This is a genomic window from Microvirga sp. KLBC 81, from assembly GCF_003075415.1.
Lineage (GTDB): Bacteria > Pseudomonadota > Alphaproteobacteria > Rhizobiales > Beijerinckiaceae > Microvirga.
The window spans coordinates 181496-203804 of sequence record NZ_QDAH01000003.1 but is presented as its reverse complement, the minus strand read 5'-3'; the positions used below and the strand labels follow the sequence as shown (position 1 = coordinate 203804).

21 protein-coding genes are annotated in these 22309 nt (G+C 62.7%); 11 read left to right on the top strand and 10 right to left on the bottom strand.

Translation table 11 applies throughout. The annotated features are described in order from the left end of the window. Positions 1 to 79: 79 nt before the first annotated feature. The gene (locus DC522_RS03775; RefSeq protein ID WP_205769490.1) at positions 80 to 1324 is read right to left on the bottom strand and encodes a glycosyltransferase family 4 protein; all 1245 of its coding nucleotides are present in this window, start codon (positions 1322 to 1324) and stop codon (positions 80 to 82) included. A 78-nt stretch (positions 1325 to 1402) separates the two neighbouring features. Here DC522_RS03775 and DC522_RS03770 point away from each other — a divergent pair, with 78 nt between their 5' ends. Beyond that, positions 1403 to 2164, top strand: coding sequence for a carboxylesterase (locus DC522_RS03770; RefSeq protein ID WP_116527361.1), 762 nt, complete (start codon positions 1403 to 1405; stop codon positions 2162 to 2164). 21 nt (positions 2165 to 2185) lie between these two features. On the opposite strand, the gene DC522_RS03765 is transcribed toward DC522_RS03770, so the two are convergent. Both DC522_RS03765 and DC522_RS03760 read right to left on the bottom strand, forming a co-directional pair. After that, complete coding sequence (locus DC522_RS03765; protein WP_116527413.1) at positions 2186 to 2452, bottom strand: DUF1150 domain-containing protein; 267 nt, start codon at positions 2450 to 2452, stop codon at positions 2186 to 2188. A gap of 26 nt (positions 2453 to 2478) precedes the next feature. After that, a complete protein-coding gene (locus tag DC522_RS03760; RefSeq protein ID WP_116527360.1) occupies positions 2479 to 2913 on the bottom strand; it encodes an Hsp20 family protein in 435 nt (144 codons plus the stop codon). Positions 2914 to 3160: 247 nt separating this feature from the next. Between DC522_RS03760 and DC522_RS03755 the strand changes: the two genes are divergently transcribed. Further along, a complete protein-coding gene (locus DC522_RS03755) occupies positions 3161 to 3961 on the top strand; it encodes a class I SAM-dependent methyltransferase (RefSeq protein ID WP_116527359.1) in 801 nt (266 codons plus the stop codon). Positions 3962 to 3967: 6 nt separating this feature from the next. Here the strand turns inward: DC522_RS03755 and argH are convergent, their stop codons facing one another. Then, on the bottom strand, positions 3968 to 5332 hold the full coding sequence (gene argH, locus DC522_RS03750) for an argininosuccinate lyase (protein ID WP_116527412.1): 1365 nt from the start codon (positions 5330 to 5332) through the stop codon (positions 3968 to 3970). A 241-nt stretch (positions 5333 to 5573) separates the two neighbouring features. Here argH and DC522_RS03745 point away from each other — a divergent pair, with 241 nt between their 5' ends. From DC522_RS03745 to DC522_RS03720, 6 genes are read left to right on the top strand one after another with little or no spacing between them, the layout of a single operon-like run. After that, positions 5574 to 7169: an ABC transporter substrate-binding protein gene (locus tag DC522_RS03745; RefSeq protein WP_116527358.1), complete on the top strand. Its 1596-nt coding sequence runs from the start codon at positions 5574 to 5576 to the stop codon at positions 7167 to 7169. Positions 7170 to 7176: 7 nt separating this feature from the next. Then, positions 7177 to 8232, top strand: coding sequence for an ABC transporter permease (locus DC522_RS03740; RefSeq protein WP_116527357.1), 1056 nt, complete (start codon positions 7177 to 7179; stop codon positions 8230 to 8232). After that, on the top strand, positions 8232 to 9164 hold the full coding sequence (locus tag DC522_RS03735; protein ID WP_116527356.1) for an ABC transporter permease: 933 nt from the start codon (positions 8232 to 8234) through the stop codon (positions 9162 to 9164). Before DC522_RS03740 ends, DC522_RS03735 begins: the two co-directional genes overlap by 1 nt. Then, positions 9164 to 9997 (top strand): ABC transporter ATP-binding protein, encoded by an 834-nt coding sequence (locus DC522_RS03730; RefSeq protein ID WP_116527411.1) that lies wholly within the window; start codon positions 9164 to 9166, stop codon positions 9995 to 9997. Before DC522_RS03735 ends, DC522_RS03730 begins: the two co-directional genes overlap by 1 nt. A 2-nt stretch (positions 9998 to 9999) precedes the next feature. Next, positions 10000 to 10776: an ABC transporter ATP-binding protein gene (locus DC522_RS03725; RefSeq protein WP_116527355.1), complete on the top strand. Its 777-nt coding sequence runs from the start codon at positions 10000 to 10002 to the stop codon at positions 10774 to 10776. Between the two features lie 34 nt (positions 10777 to 10810). Further along, positions 10811 to 11878 carry a dipeptidase gene (locus tag DC522_RS03720; protein ID WP_116527354.1) on the top strand — a complete coding sequence of 356 codons (1068 nt, stop codon included), beginning with the start codon at positions 10811 to 10813 and terminating at the stop codon, positions 11876 to 11878. Positions 11879 to 12049: 171 nt separating this feature from the next. Here DC522_RS03720 and DC522_RS03715 read toward each other — a convergent pair whose 3' ends face one another. The 4 genes from DC522_RS03715 to DC522_RS03700 form a co-directional block, all read right to left on the bottom strand. Continuing rightward, on the bottom strand, positions 12050 to 12889 hold the full coding sequence (locus DC522_RS03715; RefSeq protein WP_116527353.1) for an ABC transporter permease: 840 nt from the start codon (positions 12887 to 12889) through the stop codon (positions 12050 to 12052). Positions 12890 to 12895: 6 nt separating this feature from the next. Continuing rightward, complete coding sequence (locus tag DC522_RS03710) at positions 12896 to 13765, bottom strand: ABC transporter permease (RefSeq protein WP_116527352.1); 870 nt, start codon at positions 13763 to 13765, stop codon at positions 12896 to 12898. Further along, positions 13762 to 14847, bottom strand: coding sequence for an ABC transporter ATP-binding protein (locus DC522_RS03705; RefSeq protein ID WP_116527351.1), 1086 nt, complete (start codon positions 14845 to 14847; stop codon positions 13762 to 13764). The genes DC522_RS03710 and DC522_RS03705 overlap by 4 nt, the downstream gene beginning before the upstream one ends. 67 nt (positions 14848 to 14914) lie before the next feature. Further along, positions 14915 to 15988, bottom strand: a complete 1074-nt coding sequence (locus tag DC522_RS03700; protein ID WP_116527350.1) for an extracellular solute-binding protein — start codon at positions 15986 to 15988, stop codon at positions 14915 to 14917. A 170-nt stretch (positions 15989 to 16158) separates the two neighbouring features. On the opposite strand from DC522_RS03700, the gene pip reads away from it, so the two are divergent. Beyond that, on the top strand, positions 16159 to 17103 hold the full coding sequence (gene pip, locus DC522_RS03695; RefSeq protein WP_116527349.1) for a prolyl aminopeptidase: 945 nt from the start codon (positions 16159 to 16161) through the stop codon (positions 17101 to 17103). A gap of 103 nt (positions 17104 to 17206) precedes the next feature. On the opposite strand, the gene DC522_RS03690 is transcribed toward pip, so the two are convergent. Next, positions 17207 to 17992 carry a 3-hydroxybutyrate dehydrogenase gene (locus DC522_RS03690; RefSeq protein ID WP_116527348.1) on the bottom strand — a complete coding sequence of 262 codons (786 nt, stop codon included), beginning with the start codon at positions 17990 to 17992 and terminating at the stop codon, positions 17207 to 17209. Positions 17993 to 18292: 300 nt separating this feature from the next. On the opposite strand from DC522_RS03690, the gene pxpB reads away from it, so the two are divergent. After that, positions 18293 to 19015, top strand: coding sequence for a 5-oxoprolinase subunit PxpB (pxpB, locus tag DC522_RS03685; RefSeq protein WP_116527347.1), 723 nt, complete (start codon positions 18293 to 18295; stop codon positions 19013 to 19015). Next, a complete protein-coding gene (locus DC522_RS03680; protein ID WP_116527346.1) occupies positions 19012 to 20046 on the top strand; it encodes a biotin-dependent carboxyltransferase family protein in 1035 nt (344 codons plus the stop codon). Before pxpB ends, DC522_RS03680 begins: the two co-directional genes overlap by 4 nt. A gap of 36 nt (positions 20047 to 20082) precedes the next feature. Here DC522_RS03680 and DC522_RS03675 read toward each other — a convergent pair whose 3' ends face one another. Then, positions 20083 to 22284, bottom strand: a complete 2202-nt coding sequence (locus tag DC522_RS03675; protein WP_116527345.1) for a malate synthase G — start codon at positions 22282 to 22284, stop codon at positions 20083 to 20085. Between the last annotated feature and the right edge of the window lie 25 nt (positions 22285 to 22309).

Here is a 22309-nt window from a genome sequence, read left to right as displayed (position 1 = left end):
AGACTTTTTGGGGAAAGCCTCTGCAGCATGCTCAACGTTGCCGAGAATGAACTGACATTTCGCTCAAAACAGCGGGAAGTCAACTTGTTCTGTGGACTGACCAGCTATCCAGAAGCGCGGAATACACATTGAGCGTGCTTGAAACCATGCGTTCGAGGGAAAAATGCCGCTCCACATGAGTTCTCGCCCGGGCGCCCAAGGCTATTCTGGCGCTGGCGCCCAGGTTCAGCGCGGCCCCGACCGCCTCGGCCAAGGCATCGGCATCGCCTGCGGGCACCCGCCAGCCCGTCCGCTCCTGCGGCTGGACCGCAGGAGGAGCCAGAACCGTCTCCGGCACGGCCCCGAGATCCGAGACCACCACCGGCGTGCCCATCGCCTGGGCCTCGACCGCCGAGCGGCCGAAGGCCTCGGGCTCGGTCGAAGGCACCGTGACCACGGCAGCCGCCAGGAAGGCTGCAGGCATGTCCGTACAATGGCCGACCCGGCGCACGATCCCCTTGAGGCCCTTGGCCCCGATCAGGCTGTCGAGCTCCTTTACATAGGAATCCCGCCCCTGCGGATCGCCTGCGAGGATATAGGCGACGTCCGTCACGCCCGCATCGCGAAGCTTGGCCGCCGCCTCGATCAGGACCTTCTGCCCTTTCCACCCCGTCAGGCGGGCCGCGAGCAGCACCACACGCTCATGGGGAGCGACATCCCAGGCCTTCCTTAAGGCCTCGATTCGCTCGGGCGTCACGGCCGAGGGCGAAAACTTCAGGAAATCCGTTCCCCGGTAGATCACCCCGATCCGATCGGCGGTGTGAGGGTACTGCGAGCGGATCAGGTTGCTCGTGTATTGCGAGTTCGCGATGACCACGTTACCCCGGGCCATGACCGAGTTGTAGAGCACCTTGACCGAAGAGCGGCCGGAATAGCTGCCGTGATAGGTGGTCACGAACGGTATGTTGAGGCTGCGGGCGGCCCCCAGCGCCACCCAGGCCGGAGCCCGGGAGCGGGCATGAATCAGAGAGACCTTCTCCTTGTGGCAGATCTTGGCGAGCTTGCGCACATTGAGGAGCATCGAGAAGGGGTTCTTCGTCGCTGCCGGAAAAGGAATCCAGATGCCGCCCTTGGCCTGAAGCTCGCCCACAAGGCGCCCGCCCTCGGTCGCCACCAGCGCCCGTGCGCCTGCGTGAACGAGCCCCTCGGCGATATCCACCGTGGTACGCTCCGCCCCACCGGCCTCAAGCTCCGGAACGATCTGCAGGATGGTCCGGCCTGCGAGGGGATGAATGTTGGATGACGGGAAAGCTGCTCCTCCGCCGGGTCGCGCTGAAAAACTCACCGATGTAAGAGCCTTCTCAAATAGAATGACAGAATCGTTTCAAACCCTTGCTTCAAAGCAGTTGAGGACAGGTTAACCATGCAGCAAAGCGTCACAGTCGGATCAGGCGCCGATGAGCGCCGGATCGCCGTGCTCCATCGCGAAGGTAAGGGCCCTCCGGTGGTCTGGATCGGCGGCTTCAAGTCCGACATGCGGGCGACGAAGGCGAGCGCCATCGATTCCTGGGCCGACGCCCAAGGCCGCGCTTTCCTGCGTTTTGACTATAGCGGCCATGGCGAATCCGGGGGCGACTTCGAACAGGGCACCATCTCCCGGTGGCTGGAGGAGGCGCTCGCTGTCATGGGGCAGTTCCTCAAGGAGCGCCCCATTCTGGTGGGCTCCTCGATGGGAGGATGGATTTCCCTCCTGGCAGCGCGCCACCTGCTGGAAAAACGCCCTGCCCTCGCACCAGCGGGCATCGTGCTGATCGCACCTGCCACCGACATGACGGAAAAGCTGATGTGGGGCCGCTTTCCGGAGGACATCCGGCGGGCGGTCGAGGAGACCGGCGTCTATTACCGCCCCTCGGCCTACTCGGAAGATCCCTACCCGATCACCAGAAAGCTGATCGAGGACGGACGCCGCCACCTTCTTCTCGGAAAGCCGATCCAGACCGGCTGCCCGGTCCATATTCTGCAAGGCATGGAAGACCCTGACGTGCCGTGGAACCACGTGCTCGAACTCGTGGAGCACCTGCCAGGCGACAATGTCTCGCTGACCCTCATCAAGGATGGGGATCACCGCCTGTCGCGGGACGAGGATCTGGAACGACTGATCGGAGCGATCGAGGCGATTGCCTGAAGGGAGATGACGCGGTGAGCCTTAATGCAGGCTCACCGTGGTCAGATCATGCGCCCAGGCATTGGCGACCGCCGCATCGCGGCTATCGGTCAGCACGATGGGCTCGCCGCTGGCGGACAGAAGGGCGAAGAGGTTTATCCCAGGCTGCAGCTTCGGAGCCTGCGGAAAGAGCCGCGCCACATCGTCGGAACGCAGCGGTTTCACGTAGGCCATCTCGCCGAGGCCCAGATTAGCCAGCTCGGCCACATCCAGAAGCCGACCGGCATGATTGTTGGTATTGTGGTTCATGGCCATCTCCTTGATGCGGAATGCCGTCACACCTTGTCCGAGGCGATGATGTCGATCTTGCGGACGATCCGCTCCGGCTCGGGCCGGACCAGATCGATCGACAACAGGCCATTGGACAGATCGGCGCCCAGAACCTCCATGCCGTCGACAAGGAGGAAGGTGCGCTGAAACTGACGGGCGGCGATGCCGCGATGAAGGAAGTGCCTGGTCTTGTCGTCGGACTGACGTCCCCGGATGACGAGTTGATTCTCTTCCAGGGTCACTTCCAGCTGATCCTGGGTAAATCCAGCGACAGCCAGGGTGATGCGCAGACGCTCGGGAGCGCGCTCGGTACGGGGCAAACGCTCGATATTGTAGGGAGGGTAGCCATCTCCGGCTGCTTTCGCGACCCGGTCGAGCGCCTGCTCGATCTCGTCGAAGCCTAACAGAAACGGATGCCCAAACGGCGACTGACGCGACATGTTCGAAGCCCAAGGTTAGAGGCACTTCGGTTGAGTGTGAGCCCGCTCATGCGGCACTCACGCAGCCTCTTCGAGGCCGTTATCGGCAATATGGATATGGTTCTCAGACGGATCAAGACCCCTGCCAAGCCCTCCCGGCAGGGAGCGCAGGAAAGGTAAACCGCCTCCAGCCCTACCCCGCAAGATACGTCTTTCGGCCGTCTGCTCTGGCGTATGATCAGGACCATCGCCTGACAGGAGCGACGGCATGGCTGAGAACGTGCAGCCCCGGTGGGCAAGCGCCGACCTCTACGAGCCCTACGTCGGACGCTGGAGCCGATTGGTGGCTCGGGAGTTCCTCGCTTGGCTGAATGCCCCCTCCGGCCTCGACTGGCTCGATGTGGGCTGCGGCACCGGTGCCCTGACGGAAGCGATTGCCGAACAATGCGCCCCCTCCCGCCTTGCGGGAATCGACCCCTCCGAGGGCTTTCTGAACTTCGCCCGCGAACGGTTGAGGGACACAGCGGTCGAGTTGCGGCAGGCCGATGCGCAGGACCTGCCTTTTACAGCCTCCGAATTCGACCGCATCGTCTCGGGCCTTATGCTGAACTTCGTCCCAGAGAAGGAACGCGCGGCAGCGGAAATGCAGCGCGTGGCTCGATCCGGCGGCGAGGTAGCGCTCTACGTCTGGGACTATACGGGCGGCATGGAGATGATGCGCCGGTTCTGGGACGCGGCGGCGGACCTGAATCCGGATGCCCGTGAGCTGCAGGAAAACTGGCATGCAGCGTTCTGCCAACCGGAGCCGCTCTACCGGCTCCTGGAGAAAGTGGGTTTGAGCCACATCGAGGTTCGTGCCATCGACGTGCCGACCATTTTCCGGGACTTCAATGATTACTGGACCCCGTTCCTCGGAGGCCAGTCGCCGGCGCCAGTCTATTGCATGTCGCTGACCGAAGAGGACCGCTCGGCTCTACGGGAAAGGCTCCGTGAGAGCCTTCCCACGCAACCGGATGGCAGTATTCACCTCACAGCCCGCGCCTGGGCTGTGAGGGGCCGTAAACGCTAGGCGGCCTCAGACTTGGCTACGCCACCAGGCGACCTGCTCGGCGACACGAACGGGCGAGGTGCCGCCGAAGCTCGTGCGGGAGCGGACGGAGTTCTCGACGCCCAGCACCTCGAAGATGCCCTTGTGGATTTTCGGCTCGACGGCCTGCATCACTTCGAGCGGCAGCTCTTCCAGGGTGCAGCCGCGCTTCTCCGCCTCGGAAACGATGCGGCCCGTCACATGGTGGGCATCGCGGAAGGGGATGTTGAGGCTGCGCACTAGCCAGTCGGCGAGATCCGTCGCGGTGGAGAACCCGGCTCCGGCCACCGCCGCCATACGTTCCGGCACGGGCTCCAGATCCTGGATCATACCGGTGGTGGCGGCGAGCACGATTTCGAGCGTGTCGGCGGCGTCGAAGAGCGGCTCCTTATCCTCCTGCGTATCCTTCGCATAGGCGAGCGGCAGGCCCTTCATGACGGTGAGCAGCGACACCAGCGAGCCGACGACGCGGCCAGTCTTGCCGCGCACGAGTTCCGCTGCATCGGGATTGCGCTTCTGCGGCATCATGCTGGAGCCGGTGGTCCAGCGGTCGGGGAGTTTCACGAAACCGAAGGGAGCCGACATCCAGATGATGATCTCTTCCGCAAGCCGCGACAGGTGCATGGCGCAGATGGAGGCGGCGGCCATGAACTCCAGCAGGCTGTCGCGGTCGGACACGGTATCGAGCGAGTTGCGGGTGGGGCCATCGAAGCCCAGCGCCTTCGCTGTCATGTGTCGGTCGATGGGAAATGACGTGCCGGCGAGCGCGCCTGCACCCAGCGGGCATTCGTTGAGGCGCTTGCGGGAATCGCGGAAGCGGCTGCGGTCCCGGCCGAACATTTCCACATAGGCCATGAGGTGATGTCCGAAGGTCACCGGCTGGGCGCTCTGGAGGTGGGTGAAGCCCGGCATCACGGTGGCCACATGGGCCTCCGCCTTGTCGAGCAGCGCCTTGACGAGGTTGGTGAGCTGCTCCTCGGTGCGGTCGTGAGCCTCGCGCACCCAGAGGCGCGTGTCGGTGGCCACCTGGTCGTTGCGGCTGCGGGCCGTGTGGAGGCGCGCCGCCGGATCGCCGATGATCTCGCGAAGCCTGCTCTCCACGTTCATGTGGATGTCTTCCAGCGCCGTCGAGAAGGTGAAGTTGCCGGATTCGATCTCGCCGAGCACCCGCTGCAATCCCTGATGGATCGCATCTCGGTCGCTCTCGGCGATGATGCCTTGCTTGGCCAGCATGGCGCTGTGGGCGATGGAGCCCTGGATATCCTGGGCATACAGGCGCTTGTCGAAGTCGATGGAGGCGTTGATCGCTTCCATGAGCGCGCTCGGGGAGGACGAGAACCGCCCACCCCACATGGTGTTGGCACCGGACTTCTTGGCTTCTTCAGACACTGTGTTTCACCCGAGGTTCAAGCTCTGCAAGCCTTTGCCATAGGTCACGCGCCAAGGCAAAGCCGCAACGATGATGCACCTGCATTAAGCACATTGCGCAATGTTTGCCAGTTTAAAACCAGTTGCTAGACTCGACAGAGCCTGTGTGATTTGCATTCATACGGCTGCACAAGAAGCGCATTGAGCGCTGCAAGGGAACTGGCCCATGAAAAAGTTACCGAAATTCCTCCTATCCGCCGCCATGGTCGCCACGATGGCAACCTCGTTCACTGCCGTCCAGGCCGCGACGCCTCCGGACACCCTGGTCCAGGCCTGGCAGATGGACGACATTATCACGCTCGATCCGGCAGAGGTATTCGAGTTCACGGCTTCCGAGCTCCTGGGCAACACCTATGAGCGCCTGATTGCCTATGACTATAAGGACGTATCCAAGATCTACGGCGAGGTTGCCGAATCCTGGACCGTCTCGCCTGACGGCAAGACGTTCACCTTCAAGATCCGTCAGAACAAGAAGTTCGCTTCCGGCAACCCGCTGACTGCTGAGGACGTGGTTTTCTCCCTTCAGCGTGCGGTCATCCTCGACAAGTCTCCGGCCTTCATCCTCGGCCAGTTCGGCTTCACGAAGGACAACGTGAAGGACAAGATCAAGCAGACCGGTCCTTACGAGTTCACCATGGAGACGGACAAGGCCTATGCTCCGACCTTCGTCCTGTACTGCATGACTTCCAGCGTCGCGTCGGTCGTGGACAAGAAGCTCGTCATGCAGAACGAGAAGGACGGCGACCTGGGCTACAACTGGCTCAAGACCAAATATGCCGGATCTGGTCCCTTCTCGATCCGTGACTGGAAGGCAAACGAAGTCGTCGTGCTTGAGCGCAACCCGAACTACGACAAGAAGGCTCCACTCGCGCGCGTCATCTACCGCCACATCAAGGAAACCGCGACCCAGCGCCTGATGCTTGAAAAGGGCGACGTGGATATCGCCCGCAACCTGAACCCGGAAGAAATCGAAGCCGTTTCGAAGAACCCGGACATCAAGGTGGATTCCGGCCCGAAGGGCGGCCTCTGGTATCTCGGCCTGAACCAGAAGAACCCGAACCTGGCGAAGCCCGAGGTTCGGAAAGCGCTCAAGTACCTGGTCGACTATCAGGCGATTGCCGACACGATCATGAAGCACAAGGGCACCGTCCACCAAGCCTTCCTGCCCAAGGGCTTCCTCGGTGCGAGCACCGATACTCCGTATAAGCTGGACGTTGCCAAGGCGAAGGAACTGCTTGCGCAGGCCGGTTTGAAGGACGGCTTCACCGTGACCATGGATACGCGTTCCACGGCTGACGTCACCGGCACGGCGCAGGCTATCCAGGCCACCTTCGCCCAGGCCGGCGTGAAGCTCGAGATCATCCCCGGCGACGGCAAGCAGACCCTGACCAAGTATCGCGCCCGCCAGCACGACATCTACATTGGCCGCTGGGGTGCGGACTATCAGGATCCGAACACCAACGCTGACACCTTTGCGGCGAACGACGACAACTCCGACAATGCCAAGGCGAAGCCTCTCTCCTGGCGTAATGCCTGGGATCCGGGCCCGCTCACGGCGAAGACTCGCGCTGCTGTTCTTGAGAAGGATGCCGAGAAGCGCGCTGCAATGTATAAGGAGTTGCAGCAGGCTGTCCTCGACGACGGCCCGTTCGTCATCTACCTGCAGGAAATCGAAGTCGCCGCACAGCGCAAGAATGTCGATGGCTTCATCATCGGCCCGTCCTTCGACACCAACAGCGTTGCTCAAGCGAAGAAGAACTAATTTCTCGATGGCATCATCAATCGCGAACGGAGGCGGAGGGCATGATGCCCTCCGCTTCTATCTTACAAAGACCATCCAATTCATTGCCGTGCTGGCGACGACCCTGCTTGGGCTTGTTGCCGTCACCTTTCTCATCGGCCGCGTCGTCCCCATTGACCCCGTGCTCGCCATCGTCGGCGACAGGGCTCCCGCTCACGTCTACGAGCGCGCCCGCCAGGAACTCGGCCTCGACCTGCCGCTCATCCAGCAATTCTGGATCTATCTGAAGAAGGCCGTCACCGGCGATTTCGGCAATTCGGTTCTCACCACCAATCCGGTGATGACGGATATCGCCAATGCGTTTCCGGCAACGTTCGAGCTTGCAACGCTGGGCACCCTCATCGGCACGATCATCGGCATTCCGCTCGGTGTTCTCGCAGCCGTGAAGCGCGGTAGCCTCCTCGACCAGTTCGTTCGCTTTATCGGGCTCGCCGGCTATTCCATTCCGATCTTCTGGCTCGGCCTCATGAGCCTGCTGCTGTTCTATGCCAAGCTCGGCTGGGTTCCGGGACCCGGACGCATCGACGTGACCTATTCCTATCTTTACACACCGGTCACGAACATCGTGCTGCTCGATACCGCCATGCAGGGCCAGTGGGATGCGTTCTGGGATGCGGTTTCGCACATCATCCTGCCTGCGTGTCTCCTCGGCTATTTCTCGCTCGCCTATATCAGCCGCATGACGCGCTCCTTCATGCTCAACGAGCTGGCGCAGGAATATGTGATTGCCGCACGGGTGAAGGGGCTGTCGGAAATGCGCGTGATCTGGCGCCATGCCCTGCGCAACGCCGCCGTGCCACTCGTCACCGTGATCGCGCTGTCCTACGCGAACCTGCTCGAAGGCTCCGTGCTCACCGAGACGGTGTTCGCATGGCCCGGCCTCGGGCAATACATCACGAACTCCCTGCAGAACGCCGACATGAATGCGGTGCTGGGCGGGACTCTCGTGATCGGCACCGTATTCGTGCTGCTCAATCTCGTCTCCGACCTGCTCTATCGTCTGCTTGATCCGAGGACCCGCTGATGGCTGGTGCCCCTCCTCTTCCTCAACCTTCCGGTCTGCGGGCTTGGCTTCTTTCGGCTGAGCCGAATTCCCGCTGGCAGGCGCGCCTCGGCCGCTTCTATCTCGGCTGGCGCTCTTTCACCAGGAACCCGCTCGCAGTGCTGGGCTTGAGCATCGTGGTGCTGCTGCTCTTCGTTGCCGTCTTCGCCGATTTCATCGCGCCCTATTCGCCTGTGATCGGCGGAGACCTGCGCACGCAGCGTCTCCTGCCGCCGAGCGAGACCTTCTGGCTCGGCACGGACGATCAGGCGCGGGATATCTTCTCGCGCATCATCTACGGCTCGCGCATCACGCTTTTCGTGATCGTGCTGGTGTCGATCATTGCAACGCCGGTCGGCCTTCTGGTCGGCACCGTATCCGGTTATCTCGGCGGCTGGGTCGATACGGTGCTGATGCGTATCACCGACATCTTTCTCGCCTTCCCGCGCCTCGTCCTGGCCCTCGCCTTCGTGGCGGCGCTGGGCCCCGGCATCGAGAACGCCGTCATCGCCATTGCGATTACCTCCTGGCCTCCCTATGCGCGCATCGCGCGCGCAGAGACGCTGATGATCCGCAACAGCGACTTCATCGCGGCCGTGAAGCTTCAGGGCGCATCAACACCGCGCATCATCCTCGGCCACGTGGTGCCGCTCTGCATCTCCTCGCTGATCGTGCGCGTGACGCTCGACATGGCCGGCATCATCCTGACCGCCGCGGGCCTCGGCTTCCTCGGTCTCGGTGCGCAGCCGCCGTCGCCGGAATGGGGCGCGATGGTCGCGACTGGCCGCAACTATCTCATCGATCAATGGTGGGTCGCCGCCATGCCTGGCCTTGCGATCTTCGTGGTGAGTCTCGGCTTTAACCTGCTGGGTGATGGCCTGCGTGACGTTCTCGATCCGAAGGCTGCGAAATGATAAAGCCGCTTCTCGAAGTCGAAGACCTTCGTGTCCGTTTCCACCTGCGCACGGGCACCGTCGAGGCGGTGCGCGGCGTGTCGTTCCAGCTTGGCCGCGAGCGCCTCGGCATCGTCGGCGAGTCCGGATCGGGCAAGTCGCAGACGGGCCGCGCCATCCTCGGCCTCACGCCTCCTCCCGGCGAGGTCACGGCCAAGCGCCTGGCCTTCGACGGAATCGATCTTCTCACCGCATCGAAGCGCACGTTGCGCGAGCTGCGCGGTGGGCGCATCAGCATGGTGATGCAGGATCCGAAGTATTCGCTGAACCCGGTCATGACCATCGGCGAGCAGATCATCGAGGCCTATCAGGCGCATGCCAGGGCAAACCGCGCGGAAGCGCGCGACAAGGCCCTTGCCATGCTGGAAGCGGTGAAGATGCGTGATCCGCAACGCGTCTTTTCGCTCTACCCGCACGAGGTCTCGGGCGGGATGGGCCAGCGCGCGATGATCGCCATGATGCTTGTCACGGACCCCGACCTGCTCATCGCTGATGAGCCGACTTCGGCGCTCGACGTGACGGTATCGATGGAGGTGCTGCGTATCCTCGACGAGCTCGTCTCGGAGCGTGGCATGGGCCTCATCTTCATTTCGCACGACCTGAAGCTCGTCTCGTCCTTCTGCGACCGCGTGCTCGTGATGTATGCGGGCCGTGTGGTGGAGGAGCTGGAAGCCAGGAACCTGCGTGAGGCGAAGCACCCTTACACGCAAGGCCTGATGCGTTGCCTGCCGACATTGGCGGACGACGTTCACCCACTCCCGACCTTGAACCGCGATCCTTCCTGGGCGCTCTGATCATGCTCGATATTCAGAACCTCAACGTCGTTTTCGGCACAGGTCGTCTCAGGGTCGATGCGGTCAAGAACGTGAGCTTTACCGTCAAGCATGGCGAGGCCTACGGTCTCGTAGGCGAGTCCGGCTCGGGCAAGTCTACGGTGCTGCGCGCCATCTGCGGCCTTGCGCCGATCACCGGCGGACGCGTGCTCGTCGATGGCAGGGAGGTCACCACGCCCCGTGACAAGACTTTCTATCGCACGGTGCAGATGGTCTTTCAGGACCCCTACGCCTCCCTCCATCCGCGCCACACCGTAGACCGCACGCTCTCCGAGCCGCTCGCGATCCACGGTGAGAAGGATGCGGAAGCGCGCATCCTCCAGGCACTCAAGGAAGTGGGTCTCGGCCCCTCCTTCCGCTTCCGCTATCCGCATCAGCTCTCCGGCGGCCAGCGCCAGCGCATCGCCATTGCCCGCGCCCTCATCTTGCGCCCGAAGGTTCTGCTGCTCGATGAGCCTACCTCCGCGCTCGATGCCTCCGTGCAGGCGGAGATCCTGAACCTTCTGGACGATCTGCGCCGCAAGATGGGGCTGACCTATATCCTGGTGAGCCACGATCTCGCGGTGGTGGCACATCTGTGCGAGCGCCTGCTCGTCATGCGCCATGGCGAGGCGGTCGAGGAAACGACGGCCGAAGCGTTGCGCTCCGGCAAGGCGTCGAACGAATATACCCAATCCCTGATCCAGGCGAGTCAGGGCTTCACGCGTAAACCCTCACTGGCGACGGCTATCGCCAGCTAAAGAATTCCTGTCTCATTGAATTGGCAAAAAAATCATGTCACGTTCTCCCTTGATGCCTGTCTTCGATGGCCACAACGACGTTCTCCTGCGTCTGATGCGCGGGAAGATCCAGCCGGAGAAGGCGTTCCTCGAAGGTGACAATATCGGCCATCTCGACCTGCCCCGCATGAGGCAGGGCGGCTTCTTCGGTGGGTTCTTCGCGGTTTACGTGCCCTCCCCGGATATGGGCATCGATGTCGATGCGCTCATGACCCACACGGAGTATGACGTGCCGCTGCCGCCTGTGCTGGACCTCGCACCCAGCCAGCAGGTGACTGTGCGCATGGCCTCGATCCTCGTCCGCATCGAGCGGGCTTCCAACGGCGAGGTGAAGATCTGCCGCTCGGCTGCCGACATCCGCCACTGCCTGGACAACGGCAAGCTCGCTGCGATCCTGCACATCGAAGGTGCTGAGGGCATCGATCCCGACCTCTACATGCTCGACGTTCTCTACGAGAGCGGCCTGCGCTCCATCGGCCCGGTCTGGAGCCGTCCGAACATCTTCGGCTACGGCGTACCGTTCCGCTATCCCTCGACGCCGGATATCGGTCCGGGTCTCACCGAGCGCGGGCGCGAGCTGGTGAAGGCGTGCAACCGGCTTAAAATCATGGTCGATCTCTCGCATCTCAACGAGAAGGGCTTCTGGGATGTCGCCAAGCTTTCGGATGCGCCGCTCGTGGCCACGCACTCGAACGCCTATGCCGTGTGCCCGCACTCGCGCAACCTGACGGACAAGCAGCTCGCTGCCATTCGGGAGAGCCGTGGCATGGTGGGCGTGAACTTCGCCACCTCCTTCATCCGTGCCGACGGACAGCGCAGCGACGACACGCCACTGGAGGAGATGATCCGGCACATGGATCATCTCATCGAGCATGTGGGCGTGGATGGAGTCGGCCTCGGCTCCGACTTCGACGGCGCGACCATTCCGGCCGAGATCGGCGACGTGCGCGGCCTGCCCCGCCTCGTCGAGGCCATGCGCCAGCACGGCTATGACGAAGCAATGCTGCGCAAGCTCTGCTACGAGAACTGGATCAACGTTCTGGAGCGCACCTGGGGACGGTGATCCCACCCTTCATCCAATCTCCGGCCTCATCCTGAGGAGCCGCGAAGTGACCATCTCGAAGGAGGATCCAGTTCTTTCTGGAGACGCCTCGCCCCCGGATCAAGTCCGGGGCAGACTCTTCGAGACGCTGCGCTCCTCAGGGTGAGGCTTTGGGAAGGCTGAAGAACGACGCTAGCGCTCCGCCTTCGAGGTGAGTGCAAAGATACTGGCGATGCCGCCAACGCCCAGCATCAGCAGCAGGCTGACAGCATTGATCGCGGGCGTCGCGCCCTCTCGCATCTGACCGTACATCGTGATCGGCAGCGGCGGCTCGGAGCCGATAAGCATCAGGGTCGTGTTGAAGTTCTCGAACGACATGAGCAGCGCCACAAGTCCTGCCCCGATCAGTGCAGGACTCAGAAAAGGCAGCGTGACCGTGCGCAGCACGCGCGCACGGCTGGCGCCGAGGTCGAAAGCCGCCTCTTCCAGCGAACGGTCGAACTTGCGCAGGCGCGCCGCGATGATGAGCGTGGAAATCGTCAGGATAAACGACAGCTGGCCCAGCACCACGAGGGGCAATCCGGGGCGCAGGAAATCGAGATCCGTCTGAAGCCAATCCTCCAGACCGTTCGCCACGCGCGAGAAGAAGGCAAGGATCGAAATGCCGAGCACCACGCCGGGAATGACGAGGGGCCAGAGCATCATCATCGACAGGAAGGTCTTTCCAGGAAACTCGGCGCGCTCCAGAACCCAGGCATTCACGGTGCCGATCACCACGGCAAGCAGGGCCACAGGCACCGCTACCTTGAAGCTGTTGGCGATCGTGTCGAGCCAGATCGGATCGACCAGCACACCGGGTTTGCCGAAGGTGCTGCCTGAGCCGATGAACCAGTCGAGCGTGAAGCCCTTCCACGGCGGGGACGGGAATGGGCTTGCGTTGAACGCGAAGATCGCAACGACGAGGAGCGGCGCAAACAGGAACATGTAGAATGCCGCGATGTAGAGCTTCCACGAAAGAGACGGACGGTTCATGACTATCTAGGCCTGCTTCAAGGTAGTGCCCAGGCTCTGCCCGGTGAGGCGAAGGCCTGCCCAGACGATGGCGGAGGACAGCATGAGAAGGAGCATGCCGAAGGCGGCGCCCTGAGGCCAGTTGAAGCGCGTGATGAACTGCGCGTAGATCTGCTCCGTGAACCACAGGCCGTTCTTGCCGCCGAGCAGCACCGGCGTCGCGAAATTGCCGACGGTGAGCATGAACACGATGATCGATCCCGCCACAATGCCCGGCATCGCGTGCGGAATGACAATTCGGCGCAGCACCGTCCAGCGACTGCCGCCGAGATCGAAGCCGGCCTCGACGACTGACGGCTCCAGGCTCTCCAGGGCATTAGCAAGCGGCACGATCATGAAGAGCAGGCCGCCATAGACGAGGCCGAGGATCACCGCGCCATCGTTGTAGAGAAACTCGATCCTTTGCTCCGTCACACCAATTGCCTGGAGCACGTAAGAAATCACGCCAGTCTCCCGCAGCAGCATCATCCAGCCGAGCGTGCGGACGAGCTCCGACACCCAGAAGGGCAGAAGGCAGAGGAGCAGCAACATCGCTTTCAGGCGGCCCTGCGCCACACGGGCGATGTAGAGCGCAATCGGAAAGGCGAGCACGAGGGTGAGCGCAGTGACGATGATCGACATGATCGCCGTACGCGCGAAGGTGCGCCAATAGAGCGGCTCGGTGAAGAACTCGAGATAGTTGCCGAATCCGAAGGCATAGACCCGCGGCGCCACCCTCTCGCTGAAGGAGAGAATGAGGATCTCCACATGCGGAAGCACGATGAGCAGGCCCAGCCACAGAATGGCCGGAGCCAGGAGCAGGAAGAGCGTCAGACTCTGAGCCGGTTTCTTGCTCATGCGGCAAAGACCTTCATGGCATCCGCCGTCCAACCCACATGAATTGGCGCACCGACCTGGATGCCGGCAAGCGGGCCGGCCTGCGGCAGCACCGCGCGAACGGGCTGATCGAAACCGGCGGCCTCGATCAGCAGGCTCGAATTCGCACCGTCGAACAGAACCGCCGAGACACGCCCCTCAAACCTGTTGGGCAGGCCGCTCAACGCGGACGAGTCCTGCGCCAACGCAATCGCCTCGGGACGCACAAAGGCGAGCGTTCCCTTATCCGCCACCTTGCCGTGTCCCTGGATCACCGTGCCGGAGGGCAGACGAACGGCAATGGCGCCGTCGGAGGCGGAAGCCGCTTCGCCCTGCCACTTGTTCGTCTCACCGACGAAGCTCGCGACAAACGGCGTTGCGGGATTGTGATAAAGCTCGCGCGGGCTTCCCACCTGCTCGAACCGGCCCTGGTTCATCACCGCGATGCGGTCGGACATGACGAGCGCTTCGGACTGATCGTGCGTGATATAGGCAAAGGTGGTGTTGAAGGTTGCCTGCAGCTGCTTGAGCTCGATCTTCATGTGCTCGCGCAGCTTGAGGTCGAGTGCTCCGAGCGGCTCGTCGAGGAGCACGAGTGTCGGCTCAAGAACGAGACAGCGGGCAATCGCCACGCGCTGCCGCTGACCGCCGGAGAGAGCCGTCACCCGCCGGTCGCCGAAGCCTTTGAGACCCACACGCTCCAGCATGCGATTGGCGCGTTTTTCGGCCTCCGCGCGGGACACGCCGCGGCAGGTCAGGCCATAGGCAACGTTCTCGCCCACGGTCATCATCGGGAAGAGCGCAAGGCTCTGGAAAACCATGTTCACCGGGCGCTTGTTGGCCGGAACGCCGATCATCGACTTAGCCCGAATGCGAATATCGCCGGACGTCGGATCCTCGAAGCCGGCGATCATGCGCATCAAGGTGGTCTTGCCGCAGCCCGAGGGTCCCAGAATGGAGAAGAACTCGCCGGGAGCGACGCTGAAGCTCACGTCATTGACGGCCGCATGGGAGCCGAAACGCTTGATGACGTTGACGAGATCGAGATCGGTGGAATGTGCCATGGACGCGCGCCAGAAATAGGCATCCCCCGGACGAGCCGGGGGATGATTGATCGTCAGGAAGCGGATGTTACGAACCGGCCTTCAGACGGTCGAGGATCTTGCCCTCGATCTCTTCGAGGCCAGCCGGCACGGCCGGATACCACTTGATGTTGTCGATCGCGACTTTCGGAAAGCTCTCAGCAAACTGATCCTTCAGCTTGCCCTGCATGAGCTTGTCAGCGCCGTTCGAAGCCGTGAAGTTGCCTGCGGAAGCGGCCACTTTCGCAGCGATTTCAGGGCGCATGTTGAAGTTGATCCACTTATAGGCGGCATCGTCATTGCGGCCCTTGGCCGGGATGGCGAAGGTGTCGACCCAGCCCAGAGCGCCCGACTTGGGAGCGATGAACTTGATGTCCGCGTTTTCGGAGTTCAGCTTCCAGCCGCCCGTATCCCACGCCATGGCGGCGACGACTTCACCGGAGCGCAGCGCGTTGAGGAGTTGATCCTTGCCGTCCCAGAAGAACTTCACGCTCTTCTTGCACTCGGCGAGCTTGGCGCCGACCTTCTCCATCATCGCGGTGTAGGCCTTGGCATCGCCGTAAGCGGCGAAGGGATCCATGCCGTTGGCGAAGGCAAAGGCGATGAGGGCCGGACGCTTCGCGCGGAAGCTGGTCTTGCCGGCGAGAGCCTGATCGCAGAGGTCGTTGTAGTCGGCGACCTTCGGAGCAGCCTTCGTGTTCACGACGAGGCCGTCGGTGCCCCAGATGTGCGGAACGCCGTAGACCTTGCCGTCGACAGTGGTGTTCTTCTTGGTGGCCTCGAGCATGGAGGCGATGAACAGGTCGGACTTGAGCTTGGAGAGGTCGAGCGGCTTGTAGATGCCGAATTCGGCCTGCGGGCCGGAGATGCGGTCCTGGCTCGGCTGGGCGAGATCGAAGCCGGCGCCCTGCGTGGCGCGCAGCTTGGAGATCATTTCCTCGTTGTTCGACAGCGTGATCTCGACTTCGATGCCGGTTTCCTTCGTGAACTGCTCCACGACATCCTTCGGCACGTAATCCGCCCAGGTCAGGAGCCGGAGCTTCTCGGCCGCCTGTGCCGTACCGGCAATCATGAGGGCGGCGAAAGCCGTAGCCAGTTTCAGGCTGGCGCGCTTGGTCAACATGTCATCCTCCAGTGTGGTCGGGCTATTACCCTGTTCCCCAGTTGCAAAGTTATATGACAGTGAAACGACACGCTAGGGGGTTCTGAAGTCGGCTCATTAACCCTTCCGTGGGTGACAGCGCCCTGCCCCACCTTTATGGATAAGCTCTGTTTTCCGGAGCCTTTTTCGCAATGCGCACCTTCTATCCCGAAATCGAACCCTACGATCACGGCATGCTCGACGTGGGGGATGGGCACCGGGTTTATTGGGAATTATGCGGCAATCCCAACGGAAAGCCGGTGGTGTTTCTCCATGGCGGTCCCGGCGGCGGCTGCATGCCGGTCCAGCGCCGGCTGTTCGACCCGGGGAAGTACAAGATCCTTCTCTTCGATCAGCGCGGGTGCGGACGCTCGACGCCCTATGCGAGCTTGGACGCCAACACCACATGGCATCTGGTGGCTGATATCGAGTGCCTGCGCGAGATGATCGGTGTGGACAAGTGGATGGTGTTCGGCGGCTCTTGGGGCTCGACCCTCGCCCTTGCCTATGCGGAAACGCATCCGGAGCGCGTCACGGAACTGGTGCTGCGGGGCATCTTCACGCTGCGGCGCTCAGAACTGCTCTGGTACTATCAGGAAGGAGCTTCCTGGATCTTCCCGGACAAATGGGAACATTATCTAGCCCCGATCCCGCCCGAGGAGCGTGGGGATATGATCGCCGCTTATCGCAAGCGCCTGACGGACCCGAATCCCGCCGTTCAAGAAGAGGCCGCGAGGGCCTGGAGCCTGTGGGAAGGCGAGACCATCACCCTTCTCCACAATCAGGATTTCAGCGACCAGTTCGGCGATCCACACTATGCCATCGCGTTTGCGCGCATCGAGAACCACTACTTCGTCAATGGAGGCTGGTTCGAGGAAGGGCAACTGATCCGCGATGCCCATAAGCTCAAAGGCATTCCCGGCGTCATCATTCAGGGCCGCTACGACATCGCCACGCCGGCCAAGACCGCATGGGACCTGCACAAGGCCTGGCCCGAGGCTCGCTTCATCATGGTGCCCGATGCAGGCCATGCAGTGAGCGAGCCCGGCATCACCCATCACCTCATCGAGACGACGGACGCTTTCGCGAGGGGGTGAACCCTCGCCAGAAGCGCACCTCATCACCAAACTCTGCCCTTATCCTGAGGAGGATTGCGCCAGCAATCCGTCTCGAAGGATGAGGGCAGAGATGTTGCTCAAATTACTTCGCGGTCCAGCCACCATCCATGGAGAGGTTGGTGCCAGTCATCTGGCTCGCCGCATCCGAGCAGAGGAACACGGCGAGAGCCGCCACCTGATCGACGGTCACGAACTGCTTGGTGGGCTGCGCCTCGAGCAGAACGTCGTTGATCACCTGCTCCTTGGTGAGGCCGCGCGCCTTCATGGTGTCGGGGATTTGGTTCTCGACGAGAGGCGTCCAGACATAGCCGGGGCTGATGCAGTTGATGGTGATGCCATGGGTCGCCACCTCCAGCGCCACGGTCTTGGTCAGGCCTGCGATGCCGTGCTTGGCTGCCACATAGGCCGATTTGAAGGGCGAGGCCACCAGGGAGTGGGCCGAGGCCGTGTTGATGATGCGCCCCCACCTGCGCGCCTTCATGCCGGGAACCGCAGCGCGGATGGCGTGGAAGGCGGAGGAGAGATTGATCGCGAGGATCTGATCCCACTTCTCGATGGGGAACTCCTCGACCGGCGAGACGAACTGAATCCCTGCGTTGTTGACGAGAATATCGACGCTGCCGAGCGTCTTCTCGGCCTGATGGATCATGTCGGCGATCTCATCGGCTTTGAGCATGTTGGCGGGCGAATAGAGAGCTTTCACGCCGAACTCGCTCTCGATGGCGGCGCGGGTCTCCTCGATCTCGGCCGCATCGCCGAGGCCGTTGATGACCACGTTCGCGCCTTCCTTGGCGAGTGCCCGGGCGATGGCCAGGCCGATACCGCTGGTGGAGCCGGTGATGACGGCGTTCTTCGATTTCAAGGTCATGGTCTACTCCGCATGGGCTTTAAGGCCTCAGGGCTCTTGGGTGAGGGCTCACATAGCACGAAGGGGGAAGTGGAGTTGAGTCTATCAAAAAGGAGCATACCTCGCCGGCAGGAGGAAGCCATGCTCATCCGCCCTCAAGGCATGGCGTTAGCGCCTTGTGCGAAACCGGAGGGCCGCGTCAGCGAAAAGGGGACCCGGCTTTCCGCTCCACCGATGCGCTCTCTCTAGAAGGGAGCAATCTTTCCATTGTCCCTCCCCCTCCGATGTGAGAGAGGTTTGGGGCGAAGATTGAATGGGTGAATGGTGCAGACACCACGGTTCCTCCCCTGCGGCGACAGTGCCCTGACGGTTGAGTTCGGTAGCGCGATTGATCCTGAACTCAACGGTAAGGTGCTCGCGCTCGACGCCCTGTTGCGGGCGAGCCCGCCAGTGGGGCTCATCGAGACCGTCCCCACCTATCGTTCCCTCACGCTGCAATTCGACCCCACTGTGACGGATTTCGAGGCGCTCATTCGCCAGCTCGAAGGGGTCACGCGCGATCTGCAGCCGCAAAGTTCGACAGGCACCCGCTGGCGCGTTCCGGTGGTCTATGGCGGCGAATACGGGGTTGATCTGGAGGATGTGGCGGAGCGCCATGGCCTGACGCCATCCCAAGTCATCGAAATCCATTCGAACGCCATCTACCGAATCTACATGATCGGCTTTCTGCCGGGCTTCGCCTATCTCGGCGGTCTCGATCCTCGCATTGCCACATCGCGCCGCACTCAGCCGCGCCTGAAGGTTCCATGCGGCTCGATCATGATCGGCGGCGAGCAGGCTGGCATCGTGCCCATGGAGATGCCAAGCGGCTGGCATCTTCTGGGACGCACACCGGTGTTGAGCTACGCACCCGAGCGTGATCCTGTCTTTCTCTTTGCGACCGGAGACGAGATCGTGTTCGAGCCCGTCGATTCCTCGCGTTGGGACGCGCTTGAGAAAGCAGCACTGGCAGGCGAGCCTGTCGCTGAGCGGGTGCAGGCATGACGAGCCTTGTGGTGAAAAGCTGCGGCCCGATGACGAGCCTGCAGGATTGGGGGCGCATCGGCTATCAGCGCTTCGGCGTCTCGCCGTCCGGGGCGATGGATCGCCGGTGTCTCGCCATGGCGAATGCGCTCGTCGGAAATGTGCCGGAAACAGCGGCCATCGAGTTCATGAATCTGGGCGGCAGCTTCACCTGCGAGGGAGGCGAACTGCGTTTGGCTCTTGTGGGTGCAGGCTGCATCGCCAGCGTCAACGATGTGGCCGTTGAGTCCAACACGACCATCGCTCTGCGAGAAGGCGATACGCTGCAGGTCGCCCATGCACGCTCCGGCTCCTTCGCCTATCTTGCCGTCGCAGGCGGCTTCCTCGTCGAGCCGCAGCTCGGCAGCCTGTCGTTCCATCCGCGTTCGCGTCTTGGTGGGTTAAAGGGTGCGCCGCTGAAGGCAGGTGACCGCCTTCCCTGCAGGCCGGATCAGCAGGATCGCGCGCCGATGCATCTGCCGCTCGATCCGTTGGCGGAGGCTGGCCCCATCCGCGTCATGATAGGGCCGCAGGACGATTACTTCACCGACGATGCGATCCGCACTTTTCTGAGCGCCGAGTTCACCATCAGCCCGCAGGCCGACCGCATGGGCTTTCAGCTGAGCGGTCCTCAGCTCGACCATTCAAAGGGCTTCAATATCGTCTCGGATGGCATCGTGGACGGTCACATCCAGGTGCCGGGGAGCGGCCTTCCCATCGTGCTCATGCGCGACCGGCAGACGGCAGGAGGCTATCCGAAGATCGCCACCATCATCAGCGCCGACCTCGCACGCTTTGCGCAGATGCGCCCCGGCTCACCTGTGCGTTTCCGTGCCGTCTCGCGCGAGGAAGCTGTCGCGGCCGCGCGTCAGATGAAGGAATGGATTGCCGCGCTTCCCTCCGCTCTCGTGCCGCTGCGCTTCGATCTCACGACGGAGCATCTTTTGAGCACAAACCTGATCGGCGGCATGGTGGATGCGCTGTCTCACAAAGCCTCCGATCACACATCGTAAAAAGTTTGAGGCGCCAATTCGGCGCCCCGTTCCCTCTTACCTGGTTCTGACGCCGCTCTCCTCCGAGCGATCCGCTGCGCCCAAGGCTTTCGCCTCGCGGCGGCGCGCGTGGAGAACCCACTCGGTGTAGCCGTTATGCTGCTCGACACCCTTGAAGATGAGATCGCAGGCCGCCTGGAAGGCCGGACCGCTGAAGCCCGGCGCCATCGGCCGGTAGAGCGGATCGCCCGCATTCTGCCGGTCCACAACTTGAGCCATGCGGCGCAGGGTCTGCATCACCTGGTCCTGCGTGACGATGCCGTGGCGCAGCCAGTTGGCGAGGTGCTGGCTGGAGATGCGCAAAGTCGCGCGATCTTCCATCAGGCCGACATCGTGAATGTCCGGTACCTTCGAGCAGCCGACGCCCTGATCGATCCAGCGCACCACGTAGCCGAGGATGCCCTGGCAGTTGTTGTCGAGTTCCTGCTGCACCGCATCCGGCGCCCAGTTCGATTGCGACACCGGAATGGTGAGGATGTCGGAGAGCTTCGCGCGCGGACGGCTTTTCAGCTCAGCCTGGCGCGCCTGCACGTTGACCTGATGATAGTGCAGCGCGTGGAGCGTCGCGGCGGTCGGCGACGGCACCCAGGCGGTGTTCGCACCCGCCTGCGGATGACCGATCTTCTGCGCCAGCATGTCCGCCATCTTGTCGGGCGCGGCCCACATGCCCTTGCCGATCTGCGCATGGCCAGGCAGGCCGCAGGCGAGACCCACATCCACGTTGTTGTCCTCGTAGGCCTTGATCCAGGCCGTCGCCTTCATGTCGTTCTTGCGGATCATGGGGCCGGCTTCCATCGAGGTGTGGATCTCGTCGCCGGTGCGGTCGAGAAAGCCCGTGTTGATGAACACGATGCGCTCGGCGGCTGCCTTGATGCAGGCCTTGAGGTTGATTGTGGTGCGGCGCTCCTCGTCCATGATGCCCATCTTGAGCGTGTTGCGGGCAAGCCCCAGCATGTCCTCGACGGCGCCGAACAGATCGCTGGCGAAAGCCACCTCGTCGGGTCCGTGCATCTTGGGCTTGACGATATAGACCGAGCCCGCGCGGCTGTTGCGGAGCGAACCCGTACCCTTCAGATCGTGGATCGCGATGAGCGAGGTGACGGCAGCGTCGAGGATCGTCTCAGGGATCTCCTCGCCTGCCTCGTCCAGCACCGCATCGGTGAACATGTGGTGGCCCACATTGCGCACCAGCATGAGGCTGCGGCCGTGCAGGCGCACCTCACCGCCATTCGGCGCGGTATAGACGCGATCCGGATTGAGCTTGCGCTCGATGGTGCGCCCACCCTTCTCGAAGTTCTCGACGAGGTCGCCCTTCATCAGACCGAGCCAGGTGCGGTAGACCTGCACCTTGTCCTCCGCATCCACCGCCGCGACTGAATCCTCCAGGTCCATGATGGTGGAAACGGCCGATTCGATCACGAGATCCGCCACCCCCGCCGGATCGTCCGCGCCGATCGGGTTCGAGCGATCGATCCTGATCTCGATATGCAGGTTGTTGTGGGCGAGCAGCACGGCGGAGGGGCTCGCCGCCTCGCCCTGGTAGCCGGCCAGCTGAGCCGCATCCTTCAGGCCCGTCTCGCTGCCGTCCTGGAGCTTCACGACGAGAGCACCGCCCTGAAGCGCATAGGCGACGGCATCCTTGTGGCTGCCCTGGGCCAGCGGAGCCGCCTGGTCGAGGAGCTCGCGGGCGCGGGCCACCACCCTGGCGCCACGCACCTTGTTGTAGCCGCCGGAGCGGGTGGCACCGCCCTCCTCCGGGATCGCATCCGTGCCATAGAGGGCATCGTAGAGGCTGCCCCAGCGGGCATTGGCGGCATTCAGCGCATAGCGGGCGTTGGATACCGGAACCACCAGCTGGGGACCGGCGATGCGGGCGATCTCGTCGTCCACGTTCTGCGTCTTGACCGAGAAGTCCTCGGGCTCCGGCAGCACGTAGCCGATGTCGCGCAGGAAGCGCTCGTAATCGGCCTGATCGAACGCCTTGTCGGCCCGGGCGCGGTGATAATCGTCGATCTGCGCTTGGATCTTGTCGCGAACGGCGAGAAGCGCGCGGTCGCGCGGGGCGAATTCCTTTACGAGACCGGCCAGCCCCTCCCAGAAGACATCGGCGGATACGCCTGTGCCGTTCAAGGCCTCCCGCTCGATGAAATCATGAAGAACTGGTGCAACCTGGAGGCCGTTCGTCTGGACGCGCGTCATTGTTCCCGCTTTCGTGGAGTGAACA